Annotated in this window: 17 protein-coding genes and 1 pseudogene; 6 read left to right on the top strand and 12 right to left on the bottom strand. The window is 57.7% G+C overall.

Annotated features, from left to right (window positions below):
* Positions 1–12: 12 nt before the first annotated feature.
* Complete coding sequence (locus tag DXH95_RS15730; RefSeq protein WP_115550500.1) at positions 13–732, top strand: PepSY domain-containing protein; 720 nt, start codon at positions 13–15, stop codon at positions 730–732.
* A gap of 193 nt (positions 733–925) precedes the next feature.
* Here the strand turns inward: DXH95_RS15730 and DXH95_RS16340 are convergent, their stop codons facing one another.
* Entirely contained in the window at positions 926–1,057 is a 132-nt protein-coding gene (locus tag DXH95_RS16340; protein WP_275401841.1) for a hypothetical protein, read from the bottom strand.
* A 25-nt stretch (positions 1,058–1,082) separates the two neighbouring features.
* On the opposite strand from DXH95_RS16340, the gene DXH95_RS15725 reads away from it, so the two are divergent.
* Positions 1,083–1,292: a hypothetical protein gene (locus DXH95_RS15725; protein WP_115550499.1), complete on the top strand. Its 210-nt coding sequence runs from the start codon at positions 1,083–1,085 to the stop codon at positions 1,290–1,292.
* Between the two features lie 60 nt (positions 1,293–1,352).
* Positions 1,353–2,009 (top strand): class I SAM-dependent methyltransferase, encoded by a 657-nt coding sequence (locus DXH95_RS15720; protein WP_115550498.1) that lies wholly within the window; start codon positions 1,353–1,355, stop codon positions 2,007–2,009.
* 12 nt (positions 2,010–2,021) lie between these two features.
* Here DXH95_RS15720 and DXH95_RS16390 read toward each other — a convergent pair.
* Positions 2,022–2,191: pseudogene (locus tag DXH95_RS16390) on the bottom strand (transposase); the annotation flags it as partial.
* A gap of 263 nt (positions 2,192–2,454) precedes the next feature.
* On the opposite strand from DXH95_RS16390, the gene DXH95_RS15710 reads away from it, so the two are divergent.
* The 3 genes from DXH95_RS15710 to DXH95_RS15700 are packed head-to-tail and all read left to right on the top strand — an operon-like array spanning position 2,455 to position 5,885.
* Positions 2,455–3,990, top strand: coding sequence for a peptide ABC transporter substrate-binding protein (locus DXH95_RS15710; RefSeq protein ID WP_115550497.1), 1,536 nt, complete (start codon positions 2,455–2,457; stop codon positions 3,988–3,990).
* Entirely contained in the window at positions 3,987–5,444 is a 1,458-nt protein-coding gene (locus tag DXH95_RS15705) for an ABC transporter substrate-binding protein (protein ID WP_181883717.1), read from the top strand. Before DXH95_RS15710 ends, DXH95_RS15705 begins: the two co-directional genes overlap by 4 nt.
* 18 nt (positions 5,445–5,462) lie before the next feature.
* Complete coding sequence (locus DXH95_RS15700; RefSeq protein ID WP_115550495.1) at positions 5,463–5,885, top strand: DUF4112 domain-containing protein; 423 nt, start codon at positions 5,463–5,465, stop codon at positions 5,883–5,885.
* Here the strand turns inward: DXH95_RS15700 and DXH95_RS15695 are convergent.
* The 10 genes from DXH95_RS15695 to DXH95_RS15650 form a co-directional block, all read right to left on the bottom strand.
* Positions 5,882–6,622 (bottom strand): ribonuclease T2 family protein, encoded by a 741-nt coding sequence (locus tag DXH95_RS15695; RefSeq protein ID WP_115550494.1) that lies wholly within the window; start codon positions 6,620–6,622, stop codon positions 5,882–5,884. The genes DXH95_RS15700 and DXH95_RS15695 overlap by 4 nt on opposite strands.
* On the bottom strand, positions 6,612–7,466 hold the full coding sequence (gene nadC / locus DXH95_RS15690) for a carboxylating nicotinate-nucleotide diphosphorylase (RefSeq protein WP_115550493.1): 855 nt from the start codon (positions 7,464–7,466) through the stop codon (positions 6,612–6,614). Before nadC ends, DXH95_RS15695 begins: the two co-directional genes overlap by 11 nt.
* A 17-nt stretch (positions 7,467–7,483) precedes the next feature.
* A complete protein-coding gene (locus tag DXH95_RS15685) occupies positions 7,484–7,843 on the bottom strand; it encodes a DUF3592 domain-containing protein (protein WP_115550492.1) in 360 nt (119 codons plus the stop codon).
* Positions 7,844–7,926: 83 nt separating this feature from the next.
* Positions 7,927–8,973, bottom strand: a complete 1,047-nt coding sequence (locus DXH95_RS15680; RefSeq protein WP_115550491.1) for a DUF2853 family protein — start codon at positions 8,971–8,973, stop codon at positions 7,927–7,929.
* A 212-nt stretch (positions 8,974–9,185) separates the two neighbouring features.
* A complete protein-coding gene (locus DXH95_RS15675) occupies positions 9,186–9,866 on the bottom strand; it encodes a hypothetical protein (protein WP_115550490.1) in 681 nt (226 codons plus the stop codon).
* On the bottom strand, positions 9,863–10,873 hold the full coding sequence (gene nadA, locus DXH95_RS15670; protein WP_115550489.1) for a quinolinate synthase NadA: 1,011 nt from the start codon (positions 10,871–10,873) through the stop codon (positions 9,863–9,865). Before nadA ends, DXH95_RS15675 begins: the two co-directional genes overlap by 4 nt.
* 104 nt (positions 10,874–10,977) lie before the next feature.
* Entirely contained in the window at positions 10,978–11,682 is a 705-nt protein-coding gene (locus tag DXH95_RS15665) for a DUF4230 domain-containing protein (RefSeq protein WP_239016696.1), read from the bottom strand.
* A complete protein-coding gene (locus DXH95_RS15660; RefSeq protein ID WP_115550488.1) occupies positions 11,664–12,575 on the bottom strand; it encodes an MBL fold metallo-hydrolase in 912 nt (303 codons plus the stop codon). Before DXH95_RS15660 ends, DXH95_RS15665 begins: the two co-directional genes overlap by 19 nt.
* Before the next feature lie 140 nt (positions 12,576–12,715).
* Positions 12,716–14,323: a M56 family metallopeptidase gene (locus DXH95_RS15655; RefSeq protein WP_115550487.1), complete on the bottom strand. Its 1,608-nt coding sequence runs from the start codon at positions 14,321–14,323 to the stop codon at positions 12,716–12,718.
* Positions 14,320–14,688 (bottom strand): BlaI/MecI/CopY family transcriptional regulator, encoded by a 369-nt coding sequence (locus DXH95_RS15650; RefSeq protein ID WP_115550486.1) that lies wholly within the window; start codon positions 14,686–14,688, stop codon positions 14,320–14,322. The genes DXH95_RS15655 and DXH95_RS15650 overlap by 4 nt, the downstream gene beginning before the upstream one ends.
* Between the last annotated feature and the right edge of the window lie 150 nt (positions 14,689–14,838).

Here is a 14,838-nt window from a genome sequence, read left to right as displayed (position 1 = left end):
TGTTGGGGGACAATGAAACATCGTACACGCATCCACGTTAATGCCAGTCGTCTGCATAAATGGCTGGCGCTGGTGATCGGCGCGCAGCTCCTGATCTGGTTCACCAGCGGCGTCATCATGAGTTTTCTGCCTATCGACAAGGTGCGCGGCGAACATCTGGTGGATCGTGAGACCATTGCCGCAATTCCGCCGAACACGCCGATGGTTGCTCCCGCAACGCTGGTCACGCAGGCTGGTGCGCCGGTCGAAGCGGTTGCTTTGCGGATGCTCGACGGGCGAGCTATTGCCGAGGTTGCGACCGGACAGGGTATACGCCTGTTCGATGCCCGAACCGGCGCGGCCTTGCCGCCAGTCGATGCCGTCCAAGCCACCCGGATTGCACGGACGGCTTGGAAAGGGGCGGACAAGCCTGCATCCCTGCCTAGTCGCATTACCGCCGAAAGCCCCGAATATCGGGGCGCGCTGCCCGCATGGCGTATCGCCTTCACCGACGCCGACCACACAAGCGTCTTCATTGCGGCGGAGAGCGGCAAGATCACCGCCGTCCGCACCGGAACATGGCGGCTCTACGATTTCTTCTGGAGCCTGCATATCATGGACTGGAAGAACCACGAGAATTTCAACACCTGGTGGTTGCTGGCCTTCGCCATCGGCGGGCTGATCTTGGGCCTTGCTGGCACGATCTTGCTGTTCATGCGCTGGCCCGTTCGGCGCAGGCGATCGGTGCGATGAGAGCGTTTGCTCTGTCCTTACTCGCATTTGCGCTTGTTTTCCGTGCAGTCCCTTTGTGCGCGGAACCCATTGCCGCGTCCTCCGTCGCCACCATGTCCGATTGTATCGGTATGAGCGGTGAGAACGAAGGTAAACACCAGCGGCCATCAGAAGACGCGTCCCTTGCCTGCCACAACTGTATTGCGTTGTCCGCTCAGTCGGTAGCGTTCGATATTTCGGTATATTGGCTCGCCGAAATGCCAGTCATTCCGCCTGCCGCTCGCTTGGCAGGCTCAATGATCGAACCTCCTACCCCTCCGCCGCGCATCGAGCGCGTCGCTCTCATTCCAACATTTCAAAGGATTTGAATTATGAAGACCAAGTATCTCCTGGGCTTGCTTGCCCTCACCATGTCCAGCGCCGCTTTCGCGGCCGATCCGGCTCCTGCACCAGCCCCTGAAAAGGAATGCTGCTGCTGCAAGAAGGACGAGCATGGCAAAATGGCCTGCTGCAAGGATCAGGCCGGGCAAACCGGCGCTGACCATGCCGGTCACGGCGAGGGTGGATCAGGCCACCATTGAGCAACGTGCGCGGGGGGCAGATTCTGTCCCCCGCGCATTGCCCCGCGAGAAGCTCTACCCATGCCCTCAAATCGCGAGTTTACCCCTGCAGCGGGCAGGCTTTTACCTACCAGCGCCTATGATCGGCTTCTCGCACTTTTGACGCGGGAAAGAGTTTGGCGCGCAAGACTCCTCGATGCGCTGGCCCCCAAGGCCGGTGAACGCATCCTCGATGTTGGAAGCGGAACCGGCTCCCTTGCAATCCTCATCAAGCAGGCCGAGCCGCAAGCAATTGTCGTGGGGCTCGATCCCGACCCCGACGCGCGCAGAATTGCAGCATCCAAAGCCGAAGCGGCAAGAGTGGAGATCGAATGGCGATCCGGCTTCGCGCGTGATGCTGCGAACTTTGGGCAGTTCGACAAGGTAATTTCCAGTCTCGTTTTCCATCAGATTCCAGTGGCGGAAAAGCGAACCGGCATTGAGGCGATGTTCAATGCGGCGAGGCCGAGCGGGCAGGTTCTGATTGCCGACTATGCCATGCAGCGAAGCTGGTTGATGCGGCAGGCGTTCAAAATCGTCCAGTCCGCGGATGGCCGGACAAACACCCAACCAAATGCCGATGGATTCCTAGAACGTGAACTGGCTCGCATTTGTGGCGGATCGTTGACTGCCACTTGGGCCTTGGACACACCTACCGGGACGATTTCGCTTTTCAACGCGATCCAGGTGTCACGTTAATCGCGCAAACAGCGATTGTGCTTTGGCACGGCGCACGAAGTCGCTGACCGAGACATGCGACGGGATCTCGACGAACATGTGGACGTGATCGCGCTACAGGGCACCGTTGATGATGGTCGCGGACATCTCGGAGCAAACCGTTTTATGATCTCGCGCACCCGTGGGCGAACATACCCGCTCAACGCGGAGCCGGACGAAGAGGAATTGTCGCGTCTTCGCAGCCATAATTCCCATCGAGAGAGGTTGAAAACTTACACAAAACCTTACACAGTTCTTGACCTAAGGAAAATAATGCTATATTGTTCAATAACTTACGGCAGTCTCGTCCCACTTAAAATCTGTCGCCCTTTGGGCGTGCGGGTTCAAGTCCCGCCGTCCGCACCAACTTTTCCTGAAGTGCGAATGTCCGGTTGCTCCTATAGCAGGTACGGCCTAGACTTCCGAAATGCGTTGGCTCTTTCCGCTTCTTGCTCTGTTGCTAAATGCGTGCGGAGACAAAAGAACCGAGGAAACCCAGCCCGCCCACGCGATAGTCAGGCTGACCGAAGCTGACGCACGCGGGTTGGATGCCCAAATGGTATCCGATTTGGCCTCGACAAGGATCGCAGCCGATCTTTTCGAGGGCCTGACGCGTTTCGATGCAAGTGGAAATGCAGAGGCTGGATTGGCCGAAACCTGGAAAACCAGCGTTGATGGTCGCTCTTGGACCTTTCGCCTTCGTTCCGAACTGACTTTCTCCGATGGTCAAAGGTTGAATGCTGATGTTTTTCGGCGTGCATTTGATCGCATCCGTGATGAAAAGAGCGGTTCGCCGCATGGCGCGTTGTTCGGAATCATAGAATCAGTGGCTACGCCGGATGATCGCACCGTTGTTTTCAGACTCGAAAACCCCTTCCCGCAGTTGCCAGCTTTGCTCGCCCATCCAGCCATGGCTGCACTCCCATTCCATCGGATAGATGTTGCGGGTGACAAATGGACCAGTGACCGACCTTTGGTAACTAGCGGCGCCTATCGACTAACGGATTGGCAATTGAGCCAGAAGCTTGTGCTCGATGCCAACCCCCTATGGCATGGCGGCAAGCCACGCACGACGCGCATTGTCTGGAAGCCGATGGACAATTTGAATGCCGCGATGCGGTTGGTGCTGGCCGGCGGTGCCGATATCGGAAGCGAATATACACCAGCACGCCATCACTGGTTGCGTGAAAAGCACCCGAAAATCGCACGCAACGCGCCGTTTCTTGGCACTTATTATTTTGCCTTCAACACCCGCAAGCCACCTTTCGACGATTCCCGCGTCCGCCTTGCGCTCGCTATGGCAATTGACCGTGAATGGATCGCCAAAAAAATGGTTGATGCAGGAAATCTGCCTGCCTGGGGATTGCTGCCGCCTGGCCTTGATGGCGGCACAACTTTCCAACCGGCGTGGGCAAATTGGACGCAGAAGCGACGAGTGGCGCGAGCGAGAGCACTGCTACAAGAGGCAGGCTATTCCAAACAGCGTCCGCTGCGTTTTGAAATCCGCTTCAACAGTTCAACCGAACATCGACGTGCTGCGGTGGCAATGGCAACGATGTGGCGCGAACTCGGCGTCGATGCTCGTTTGCTCAACAGCGAAGCGAGCCTACACTTTGACAGCTTGAAACGCGCCGATTTTCAATTGGCCCGATCGGGCTGGATTGCAGATCTGCCAGCGCCAGAAAATTTCCTGACCGTTCATCGAAGCGATACGGGCGTTCAAAATTACTCGGGCTATGCCAATCCGGGCTATGACAAGGCAATCGATCGTGCACTTGCGGAAGCTGATCTGAAAAAGCGAGCGGGCTTGATGCGGGACGCGGAAAGGATATTGATGGCGGATATGCCGATACTGCCGCTCTATTTCTACGCCTCGCGTACCTTGGTACGCCCAACTATCCGCGGGTGGCAGGATAATCCTGGCAATGTTCACCCCAGTCGAACCTTATGGAAAGCGCAGTGAACCGAAACACCGCCTTTGTGCCCGTTTTCGCTGCAATTTTGGTCTTGGCGGGCTGTTCGGACGGTATCGACAACAGCCGATTGCGTGTTGATGTCGTCGAAGACAGCCCACGCGAAATTTCCGTCGGGCGAATGCCGCTGTCACCTACCTCGGCCTATTTGCGCAATGCCACTGCACAGGGACTTGTAGCGTTCGACAATGAAGGCAAGGTCGTACCGGCGCTCGCAGCCCGCTGGATCGTGACGGACGATGATCTGGGGTATATTTTCAGGTTGCAGAAAACCCGCTGGAACAATGGCCGCGAGGTTCGATCGGACGAGGTTGCCACCGCGCTACGAATGCGCATCAACGAACTGCGCGTGAGCCGCTTCGGCGATGAGCTTTCCAAAATTGACCGCATCCTGCCCATGACGGGCAAGGTTGTTGAAATCCGGCTCAGCGCCCCGATCCCCAATCTGCTTGAGCTGCTTGCCCAGCCTGAATTCGGGCTGACCCACAAGGCAAATGGTTCCGGCCCGATGACGGCCGAACGCATTTCCGGCAATTTGCAGCTGCGCAACCGGTTGGAAGAGAGCAATGGTGCGATTGCGCTCGACGAAAACCGCATCACATTGACAGCACATTCACCGTCGCGTTCGCTCGCACGATTTGCGCTTGGCCAGAACGACCTCGTTTTGAATGGGAAATTTGAACATCTACCACTGCTGACTGCCACCAACGGCAATGAGGCCCAAACCCGGTTTGACGCAGTGCCTGGATTGTTCGGTTTACTTGTCGTCGCTGACGGCCCGTTTCTGTCAAACTCATCAAACCGCGACGCCCTTGCCATGGCAATCGACCGACCGCGCATGCTGACGTCGTTCGGAATCACCGACTGGCGCGAAACACTTACCCTGGCCCCCGAAACGCTCGCGAATAGGGAAAAGCTACCCCGACCCGATTGGGCAAGTCTGAATGCGCAGGACCGCAAAGCAAGGGCACAGTCGACGATTAACGCGTGGGAGGGATCCGGCGGTCCTGTGCGCCCCTTACGCATAGCCATGCCGCGCGGGACAGGGAGTCGCATCCTTTTTGCCCGGCTGCGCACTGACCTCGCCAGTATTGGATTAGAAGCAGAGCGGGTTACTTATGCGCAACCAGCTGACCTGATCCTGATCGACCGGGTGGCGGATATTTCCAGTCCTGGCTGGTATCTGGACCAGCTTTCCTGCCGCGTTACACCCATATGTTCCGAAAAGGCAGACCAGCTTCTCGATGAAGCGCGCAATGCCGGTTCCAGAGAGGAACGAATCCGGCTTTGGGGGGAGGCCGAGCGCGAACTGATCGCTACCCGCAACTTTATTCCCATCGCCAATCCTGTGCGCTGGTCGCTGGTACGCGATGGCCTTTTGGGCTTTGCGCAGAACCCGCGCGGATGGCATCCCTTGCAATATCTGGGACGGGACCCGACATAAGCGAAAGAAGGAGGCGCTATGCCCATTTCGCAGAACCAGTTTGAAGAGCTTGCCAAGTCCCTTCCCGGCGTGGGAACCGATCCGCATTCGGTGCGTCAGCGCGTGGAAGCGCTGGAAAAACTGCTCGAGCGCAGTTTTGTCATACCTGGCACCAAAATCCCCTTCGGTCTGGATTCTGTCATCGGACTGGTCCCGGTCATTGGCGACCTGATTACCGCTGCTATGGGGGCTTATATGGTGTGGGAAGCGCGCAATCTGGGCATGTCAAAATGGCAATTGATGCGCATGTCCGCCAATATTGGAATTGATACCGCCTTAGGCGCTATTCCGCTTGTGGGTGACGCTTTTGATTTCATCTGGCGATCGAACAGCAAGAATCTGCGCATCATCCACAAGCATCTCGACAAACATCATCCGGGCACGCGGATTATCGAGGGCTAGGTTCCCCGCCAGATCTTGATCTGCGCATTGTCCGCAGCACCGCGAACGAAGTTGGGACAAGCGCGTGGCTTGAATTTTTTATCGAGGCAAATGTGTACCTCTTCGAGCCAGCCTCTCCGGTTGGTTTTGACCTTGATCGCCTGTTCCGAAAGCCCGTCATTGTTGAGTGCAAATTCCTCGGTAAGGCGGGCAACCGTCAAATTGCCCTCCTTTTCACCCTGCAGGGACAGACGCTCCATATCGGGAAATTCCATCGCATCGAACAACAACCGCGCGGCACCAAAATAGGTTTCCGGCTTTCGCGCCATGCAGGTGCCATGTTTGGCCCACTCGTGCTGGAGCAACTGGACCGAAGGTGTCATGCAGATGTTCTGCGCCACCATTTTGCGCGACAATAACTCCGCCTTGCGACACCATTGAGGGTAGTTGGGTCCCTTAGCCTCCGGCCAAAGCCCATGGAGCACGAAGCCGAATTCGCCCATCGTCCTGCCACATTGCAGCGCATCGTCAGGGTTATTCTCCCGCCCACGGCAATGTTCACGGCTCCAACTGAGCGCAAGGATATAGCCGTCGACAGCTGTGCGCCGTATCTCGCCCGGCTTGGCAATTTCCGGTACCGGGCGGGGAAGGCTTGCAGGTGGGCGGCACTGCCAAGCCTGCGCGAGCACCGGTTCATGCGACGTAGACGTAGCAAGCAATGCGAGCGCCGGCAGCGCCAGCGCGAACCTAGACCACATCGAAATCCAGCCCGATATCAGCAGCCGGTGCACTCTGGGTCAGGCGGCCAACCGAAATGAAGGTCACGCCAGTCTCGGCCTTGGCGCGAATGGTTTCGAGCGTCACCCCCCCGCTCGCTTCGGTCGGCACGCGACCATCGACCAATTTTACCGCCGCTTTCAATTCCTCAACGTCCATATTGTCGAGCAACAGATGCGTCGCTCCGGCTGCCAACCCTGGCTCAATCTGTTCAATCCGGTCAACCTCCAGGATGATGCGTTCGACACCTGAATCCTTGGCACGGCGGACAGCCTCCACAACACCGCCTGCCACCGCAACATGATTATCTTTTATCATCGCGGCATCCCAAAGCCCCATGCGATGATTGGTCGCCCCGCCCATCCGTGTAGCATATTTTTCAAGCACACGAAGGCCGGGTATCGTCTTGCGCGTATCGAGTAATGTGCAGCCGGTCCCGCGAATTGCCATCACATAGCGCCGTGTCATCGTGGCGATGCCGGAGAGATGCTGCACCGTGTTGAGGGCCGAGCGCTCTGCCGTCAGCATGGCACGAGCCTTGCCGCGAATCCGCATCAGGTCCGCACCTGCCTCCACACCATGGCCCTCATGCGCCAGCATTTCGATTTCGATATCAGGGTCGAGATGTTTGAAAAAGGCAGCGGCAACCGGAAGCCCAGCGACAACGATGGCATCGCGGCTGTCCATAACTCCAGCAAAGTGCATGTCCGCCGGAATCACGCTTTCAGAAGTCACATCGCGTCCGGTGGGCCCAAGATCTTCAGCGAGCGTCGCGCGAACGAAGGCCTCCAAATCAAAGCCGGGCAGATTGAAAGCTATGTGCATGGTTTTCGCTATTTCCCTTATTTGCGTTTCGCAAGCGCCTCACGCGCCAGATCGACCAGCCAGGCTGGCGCACTGACGCCCGGATTGTCAGGCAGACAGATGAGAGCAATTTCGCTCCCTTCCTCATACTCGGCCCATTTCCCGATATTGACCGAAGCGGCACGGCGATATTCCCGGCCATCGGGGCCGGTGTAGGTAAAGGAAAGCCGACGACTCCTGCTTCCCGAGATATCCGCATTTCCTGCGCGGAATTTACGCACAATGCGTCCCGTGACCGGCGTTCCACGCCGTGCCAGCTCACCAAATTGTCGACCGCGCCAGACGCCAAAGCCGACAAAGGCTGCAACCAGAAGCAGGACAGGAACAATCCAAGTCATGCGCTGACCATAGTCCCGATTTGTGCAAAGAAAAGGGGCGGCCACCTCTATAGCCGCCCCTCATTGTCATTATCGCGATTGCCTTACTGGACAGTCACCTCAACCCGGCGCGCGGCAGTGTTGTCGCCCGACGCGTCAGTTGTATCACTAGGTTTGACCAGATCGATAGCAGTCGCCGGAATGCCGACAGCTTCCAGCGCCTTGCCAACGCCCTGTGCCCGCTTTTTCGAGATTTCCGCGTTTACGGCTGCATTGCCAGTCGGGTCGTTATATCCTGAAACCGCCAGCTTCGCCGTCGGATTTGCATCGATATAGGCCTTCACCTTTGCGGCTGCTGCTGCGAGGTCATTGGTGACATCCGATTTGCCACTGTCGAAATAGACCGTCAGCTTGGGTTTGCCATCGACATCCGCAGCGACCACACCCGCGCCTTCCGGAATGGCGGCGGTTGCCGTTGCATCGCCGGCTGCGGCATCGGCAGCTTCACCACCGGTTGCTTCGGTCGTCATCCCGTCATCCGCCGGAGCAGTTGCCTCCGGCGAGCAACTGCGCATCAGGAAGAAGAGCAGCAGGGCGAGCAAAGCCGCGAGCAAAAGCCATTTGAGCCAACCGAGGCCGCCACCACCAGTATCTTCATCCTCATAACTCGATGCCGCATAGGCAGGTGCGGCTGCAGCAGGCGCTGGTTCAGGGGCGGGATTCGGGGTCGCAACAACCGGTTCTGCTGCAGCAACTGTCGCCGCTGTTCCCGCCACTGCCGCTGCACCTAGTCCTGCTGCGGCAGCAAGCGGTGCGGTAGATGCACTTGACCCGCCAAAAATGCTAAGCTGGCCGAAATGCTCGGCGAGGAGATAATAGACGGTGACGCGGTTCTTCGTCCGGTCTTCCTTCATCCGGTCACCTACGGCAGCAATCGCGCCGTCAAGCACATCATCGCCCTGTGTGAGACCCAGCTTCTTTTTCAGGAAATTTTCACGGACGCGGTCGGTTTCTTTTTTGTCGGAAAAAGCAACGAGCGAACTGTCGCGATTCTGCAGAGCAATGCCGCAATATCGCACAATCGCCTTCACCACAGTGTCGTCGGCGTCTGCGACATATTTGCGGACATCCGCCAGCCAATCTTCAGCCATAATACGCTTCCTTCCATCTCAAGTGCCGAGATGCCGACACTGTTGCAGCCCTATGTGACAATTCGCCACACCCCAGGTTCTCAAAAGAGCGCGAAGCCTATGTAGTGGGAGCAAAAACGCAAGCGACACGCGCCTGCGCGACTCCAATTTTGCAAGTTTATACAACGATCTTCCGGTGAAGACGAATCGAGTTTATGCCCTTGGTAAGGGCGCTACCAGGCGCTCCAGCCTTTGTCCTTGATCCATGCATCGACTGACTCAACCGGATCGCCATCCTTGTTCCCCGGAATAGCAAGGATGAACTTGCCGTCAGGGCGGATCAGATGCACCTCGCCATAGGCCCCTTCTTCGGGATTTTTCGGATAAAGATGCCGCTGCACGAGCAAATAGCCGCGATATGGCCCGGTCCGCACCAGCGCGTGGATCGAGCCATCGATGACATATTTCTCCGCACCGGTCTGCACATTGATCTGGTGGATTGCGGCAGAGGTGACCCAAGCCTCGGACTCGACATAGACGAAACCGCCATTCAGCGAGAAAAGCGGGTTCCACAGCGCCGCCATATTCGCCTTGCGGTCGTCTGCCGGGCGCGGCTTGAACAGGATGCGCGCCTGTCCGGTAGCCCCGTCGGCGATCCACAGTTGCGTGCGCGTGTCGTCATAGGTGGGCGTGCCTTCAACCAGTATTTCGATAAAAGCCACCGTGCGATCGTCGGACGCAAGTGTGGCCTGCCTGAACTTGCCCGGTGCGCTCAGCCGGGTGGGGAGGCCTTCGCCGTTGTAATAGATGACTTGCCCTTCGTCGGTGATCGAGACGTCGGGCTGGTTGGCGAAAGACGGGTTGGTCAGTGCGAGCCCGACAAAGGCCAGCACAACGTGCAGCCACGGCCTCATGGATTGGGCGACGCCAGATCCTTGCGCCCCAGATCGCCCTGCCCGACAGTCTTCGATGCCATTTCGAGCATCCGGTCGAGACTTTTCTTCGCCGCCAGCCGCACGCCTTCGTCGAGTTCGATCTGCGGCTGCAGGTCGCGCAGGGCAAGGTACAGTTTCTCAAGGGTATTCAGCGCCATATAGGGGCAGATATTGCACGCGCAATTGCCGTCCGCGCCGGGCGCACCGATAAAGTTTTTCTCGGGCAGCGCCTTTTGCATCTGGTGGATGATGTGCGGCTCGGTTGCGATGATCACGGTATCACCGGGCACTTCCTTGGCATATTTCAATATGCCGCTGGTCGAGCCAACATAATCGGCGTGATCGATGATATGCGGTGGACATTCCGGGTGCGCCGCAACGGGTGCGCCGGGATATTGCGCCTTGAGCTTGAGCAACTCGGTCTCGCTAAACGCTTCGTGCACGATACACACACCGGGCCAGAGCAGCATTTCGCGCCCGAATTTGCGGCTAAGATAACCTCCCAGATGCCGGTCGGGGCCGAAGATGATTTTCTGTTCCTTGGGGATCTGCGCCAGAATGGTTTCGGCGCTGCTGCTGGTGACGATGATGTCGGACAGCGCCTTCACCTCGGCCGAGCAGTTGATGTAAGTGAGCGCGATATGATCAGGGTGCGCGTCGCGGAAGGCTTTGAACCGGCCGGGAGGGCAGGCATCCTCCAGACTGCAACCGGCCGCCATATCGGGAAGTATCACAGTCTTTTGGGGCGAAAGTATCTTCGCGGTTTCAGCCATGAACTTCACCCCGCAAAAGGCGATGACATCGGCATCGGTTTCCGCGGCGCGACGCGAAAGCTCCAGACTATCCCCCACAAAATCGGCCAAGTCCTGAATCTCGGGCTTCTGATAATAGTGCGCGAGGATGACAGCGTTGCGTTCCTTCTTCAGCCGGGTGATTTCGGCGAGCAGGTCAAGGCCGGACAGGTTTTCACGGACGGGGGCGTTCATTTTCTAACTCCATTCTCCACTCCCGTTTTCGGCAGGGGTCGGGGGTGGGCTGTTTCACATTTGCATATGCCCACCCCGAACCGCTCCCGCAAGCAGCAGGGAGATTATTTGACAATCTCTTCGAGCGGCGTCGATTCATTCCAACGGGTTGTCACATTGCCGCCAAGTTCATCGGCGAAATAGGCCTCAACCTTGGCATCGAGTCCTGCCGCCCGAAGCGGCGCCTCGAAATTCTGCTTGATCGCGCGCTTGAACGCTTCGCGCGCCAGCTTCATTGGCACCGGGCCATTGGCTTGCCGGGTCAATTCAGCAAGCCCTTTGTCGCGATTGGCATCATCGAGCACGTCGTCCACATCAGTGAACGCCCGCAATATGCCGTTTTCGCCATATTCCTGGATTGTCTTGAGATCGATCTGCGGTGGCGCGGTTTCGATTGGCGGGATTTTGACGCGCAACGTGCCATTGTCGGCATCCCAACGGACGTCCTGCTCTCCCAACTTCGCGAGATCTACCTCGTAACGCACCAAACCTTGCATGATCAGCGTCTTTTTCGCCGACAGACCAAAGCGGCGCTGTTCGCTGGTAACAACCGCAGCATAGTTGGCGGCAAAGGCAGAAAGGCGGTTCTGTTCGCGCAATCCCTGCAGGCTGGCACTGGCAACGGTTTCCGGCGCGGGGCCATCACGCAAACTGCGAAACCCGTCAATCGCCCACCAGACGCCAAGGATAAACAGGATCGGGGTGGCGAGCGCTGCCCCGCGCATAGCCCAACTGCGCAGCTCGTTCTGGCTCAGGCTGCCAACTGCCATGCCTCACCGTCCAAAGCTACGCGGCCCTGCTTTTCAAGATCGACCAGATGCGCAAGCACCGAGCGGCCTGCCGCACCCTTAAGACGCTCGTCGAGGCCCTTATACATTTCGGTGACCATATCGGGAATGACCTGAGCCCCCTGCTCGAGCAGTCCCAAAATCTGCCGCTCGCGCATACGCCGGTGGCCAATCATGCCGCGTACCAACTGCCGGGGATTGTCGACTGCCGGCCCATGCGCCGGATAATAGACACGATCTTCGCGGTCATAGAGCTTTTGCAGCGAAGCCATATAGGCAGACATGTCGCCGTCGGGTGGAGAGACAACGCTGGTCGACCATTTCATCACATGGTCGCCGGTAAACAGCGCTCCGCTTTCGATCAGCGCGTAGCAAAGATGGTTGCTCGTATGGCCAGGCGTTGCAACCGCCTCGATGGTCCAGCCTTCACCCGAAATCCGTTCGCCATCCCTAAGGATGCGGTCAGGGGCATAATCGGGGTCAAAGGCGCTATCGGCGCGCGGGCCATCGTCTGCAATAGAAAGCGGCGCACAGCCAATGATTGGAGCTCCCGTCAGCGCCTTGAGGGGTGCCGCAGCAGGCGAATGGTCGCGGTGGGTGTGGGTGCAGAGAATTGCCGTGATTTTGGCATTGCCGACCGCACGCAAAATGGCCTCTACATGGCCTTCACCATTCATATCCTTGGGATCACCGATGCTAAGCCCGCTCCCTGCAGGGCCCGGATCAATCACGGCAATTTCATTTCCAGCGCCGACTAACCAGGTCTGCGTACCGGTGAAGGTGTAAGGCGACGGGTTGGGTGCCAGCACGCGCCGCACCAGTGGCTCATGCTGTTCGGTTTCGCCTGCGTGGATGCTGTCGGGCCAGTCGCTCATACCAATCTATATGGTGGCGGACTGGCGACGGGGCAATGAAAAAGGGGCGGATCGTTAGACCCGCCCTTTCAAGTCACGAAGCAACGCTGGGGAGCTAGCTTCGGGGAAAGCCCTTAGTCAGGGCTTGTTGCAGAAATGGGTCAAACATCTTCGCTGGTTTCGGCGTCGTCCTTCGACTGTTGTTCCATTTTCTCGATCTTTTCCTCGAGCTTTTTGACAACATCCTTGCGGATCGAATCGGGCATTTCGCCATCGGCCTGGATCTCGTCACGCGCTTCCTTCAGCCCCTGAATTGCATGCTTGCGTGCAACATTGGCCTGCACCTTGCCACACATCACGATACGGATGCGGGACTTATTCTGTCCGTCAAATCCATCGATATTGGTTGTGACTGGTTCGCCTTCGTTGCATTTACCTCGAATTTCCTTAAATTCGATGTCGGGGATCATCTTTGCAATTTCGATCTCGTCGAATGCGAATTGATAATGATCTGCCCCCGCACCATCCATCAGCTTTCCGTCTTTCTTCAGCCGCATGACCATGGTGCGTTTTTCGCTGCCGCCTGCGTCTGCTTCAGATTGCTGGCTTGAGGCTATTGCCGCCGCAACCATATTTGCCATTTCGGAATCGGTGATTTCCTTGTTCGATCGCAGGACGATCGTCTTGCCATCCTTTTCGACCGTTTTCACAAAAGGTGTTTCAGCATCCCCTCTAGTGTCGATAACAACCGGTTTGCCGTCTTCGCTCTTCACGATCACGACCTTGTGTTTTTTGACTTCAAGCTTTTTTTCAGCGTCCACTCCGGCAGGTGCAGGTTCAGATTGTGCAAATACCGGCACCACCGTTGCAGTCAACGGCAGAGCAACGGCCGCTGCGGCCAATATTGCCATCTTACCAGTCAGCCGGCGAACCTTGCTGGTCTCGTTCATTGTCAGTCTCCTCAATCTTTGAATAAGGGTGCGCGGGCTGTTCAAGGCCATCGCAAATGCCGGCAGCCCTTCAGTGGCTGTGCGCGCCAGCGCTCGGCCATAGGTTTGTCTTGTGGTCGCATCAGCCCCGGCGATTACGCGCGCATCGCACGCTGCCTCCTGATCAAAGCGAAAAGCGCTCCACGCCATCCATGCGAGCGGGTTGAACCACATCAGGCAAAGAACGATAAACGCCGCCAAATTGGCGAACAGATCGCCGCCACGGTGATGCGCCAGCTCATGTTCCAGCGCCAGATCGCGCTCGCGTGGTGAGAAAGTGTGCGTGAAATCGCGCGGAACCGCGATAAAGCGGCGCAGCAGCCCGAAAGCCAGCGGGCCATCGATGCGATCGGTCTGAATGATGCGAATGCCGTCAATCCGGTCGATGTCGACCGCGTCGGAGAGCAATTCTTCGCGCAAGGCAGCATAACGGTACATCTGTACGATGAAGAGCAGTGCCGCCCCACCCAGCCATAGAGTCAGGCCGATAACGGTCCAGTCGATAGCCGATGTCGCGACGGATGCGGCTGCTTGGCCACCATTCGGCACTGCGGCAAGCGCCACATCGCGCGCACCGTCGGCGGCCGTCAATTCAAATGGCAGCGTAGGCGACGCCACCTCTTTGGTCAGCGTCGGCATGAACAGGCGGGCAGCGGGCAACGCCCAGAGGAAATAGGCCGTCGCAGCCCCAAAATGCCGGGCAACCGGACCACGGATCAAAAGTACCAGCAACAGCAGCGCGCTGGTCGCCAGCAATGTATCACTCAGCCACTCCGTCATGATTTCATCTCCCTCAGCAGCTTTTCGATTTCGGCAATGTCGTCGTCACTCAGGCTTTTTTGCTCGGCGAGGTGCGCGACAAGAGGCATCAGCTTGCCACCGAAAAAGCGGTCAACCAGGCGGCGTGATTCGCGCGCGACATAGGTTTCGCGTTCGACCAGAGGCGAATAAAGAAACCGGCGGCCATCGAGATGATGGCTAATCGCTTCCTTCGCGACGAGACGCGAGAGCAGGGTCTTAACCGTGGCCAATGACCATTCCCGCTGGCGCGCCACCCTGCCGGCGACGTCGGTCGCGGTAAGCGGAGCTTCATCCCAAAGCACTTCCATCACCGCCAGTTCAGCTTCACTTATACGTTCGGGCATTCGGTCACACCTTGCCTATGTTGCGCCATTTTCGACTACAGGCGTAGTCATTTCGATTACGGCTGTAAACATAGGCTTCGACGAACGACATCCGGCCAGCCACGAATGGCGAGACTTGAACCCTGTCAAATTGTCGGCGATTTTTACAAT

The sequence above is a fragment of the Sphingorhabdus pulchriflava genome, from assembly GCF_003367235.1.
GTDB lineage: Bacteria > Pseudomonadota > Alphaproteobacteria > Sphingomonadales > Sphingomonadaceae > Sphingorhabdus_B > Sphingorhabdus_B pulchriflava.
This window is presented reverse-complemented; position numbering and strand designations above follow the sequence as displayed.

Bases quoted from the DNA above. Each gene is read 5' to 3' on its own strand.
- DXH95_RS15730 (WP_115550500.1), top strand. From the start codon at position 13: ATGAAACATCGTACACGCATCCACGTTAATGCCAGTCGTCTGCATAAA.
- DXH95_RS16340 (WP_275401841.1), bottom strand. From the start codon at position 1,057: ATGAGAGCGACGCGCTCGATGCGCGGCGGAGGGGTAGGAGGTTCGATC.
- DXH95_RS15725 (WP_115550499.1), top strand. From the start codon at position 1,083: ATGAAGACCAAGTATCTCCTGGGCTTGCTTGCCCTCACCATGTCCAGC.
- DXH95_RS15720 (WP_115550498.1), top strand. From the start codon at position 1,353: ATGCCCTCAAATCGCGAGTTTACCCCTGCAGCGGGCAGGCTTTTACCT.
- DXH95_RS15710 (WP_115550497.1), top strand. From the start codon at position 2,455: ATGCGTTGGCTCTTTCCGCTTCTTGCTCTGTTGCTAAATGCGTGCGGA.
- DXH95_RS15700 (WP_115550495.1), top strand. From the start codon at position 5,463: ATGCCCATTTCGCAGAACCAGTTTGAAGAGCTTGCCAAGTCCCTTCCC.
- DXH95_RS15695 (WP_115550494.1), bottom strand. From the start codon at position 6,622: ATGTGGTCTAGGTTCGCGCTGGCGCTGCCGGCGCTCGCATTGCTTGCT.
- nadC (WP_115550493.1), bottom strand. From the start codon at position 7,466: ATGCACATAGCTTTCAATCTGCCCGGCTTTGATTTGGAGGCCTTCGTT.
- DXH95_RS15685 (WP_115550492.1), bottom strand. From the start codon at position 7,843: ATGACTTGGATTGTTCCTGTCCTGCTTCTGGTTGCAGCCTTTGTCGGC.
- DXH95_RS15680 (WP_115550491.1), bottom strand. From the start codon at position 8,973: ATGGCTGAAGATTGGCTGGCGGATGTCCGCAAATATGTCGCAGACGCC.
- DXH95_RS15675 (WP_115550490.1), bottom strand. From the start codon at position 9,866: ATGAGGCCGTGGCTGCACGTTGTGCTGGCCTTTGTCGGGCTCGCACTG.
- nadA (WP_115550489.1), bottom strand. From the start codon at position 10,873: ATGAACGCCCCCGTCCGTGAAAACCTGTCCGGCCTTGACCTGCTCGCC.
- DXH95_RS15665 (WP_239016696.1), bottom strand. From the start codon at position 11,682: ATGGCAGTTGGCAGCCTGAGCCAGAACGAGCTGCGCAGTTGGGCTATG.
- DXH95_RS15660 (WP_115550488.1), bottom strand. From the start codon at position 12,575: ATGAGCGACTGGCCCGACAGCATCCACGCAGGCGAAACCGAACAGCAT.
- DXH95_RS15655 (WP_115550487.1), bottom strand. From the start codon at position 14,323: ATGACGGAGTGGCTGAGTGATACATTGCTGGCGACCAGCGCGCTGCTG.
- DXH95_RS15650 (WP_115550486.1), bottom strand. From the start codon at position 14,688: ATGCCCGAACGTATAAGTGAAGCTGAACTGGCGGTGATGGAAGTGCTT.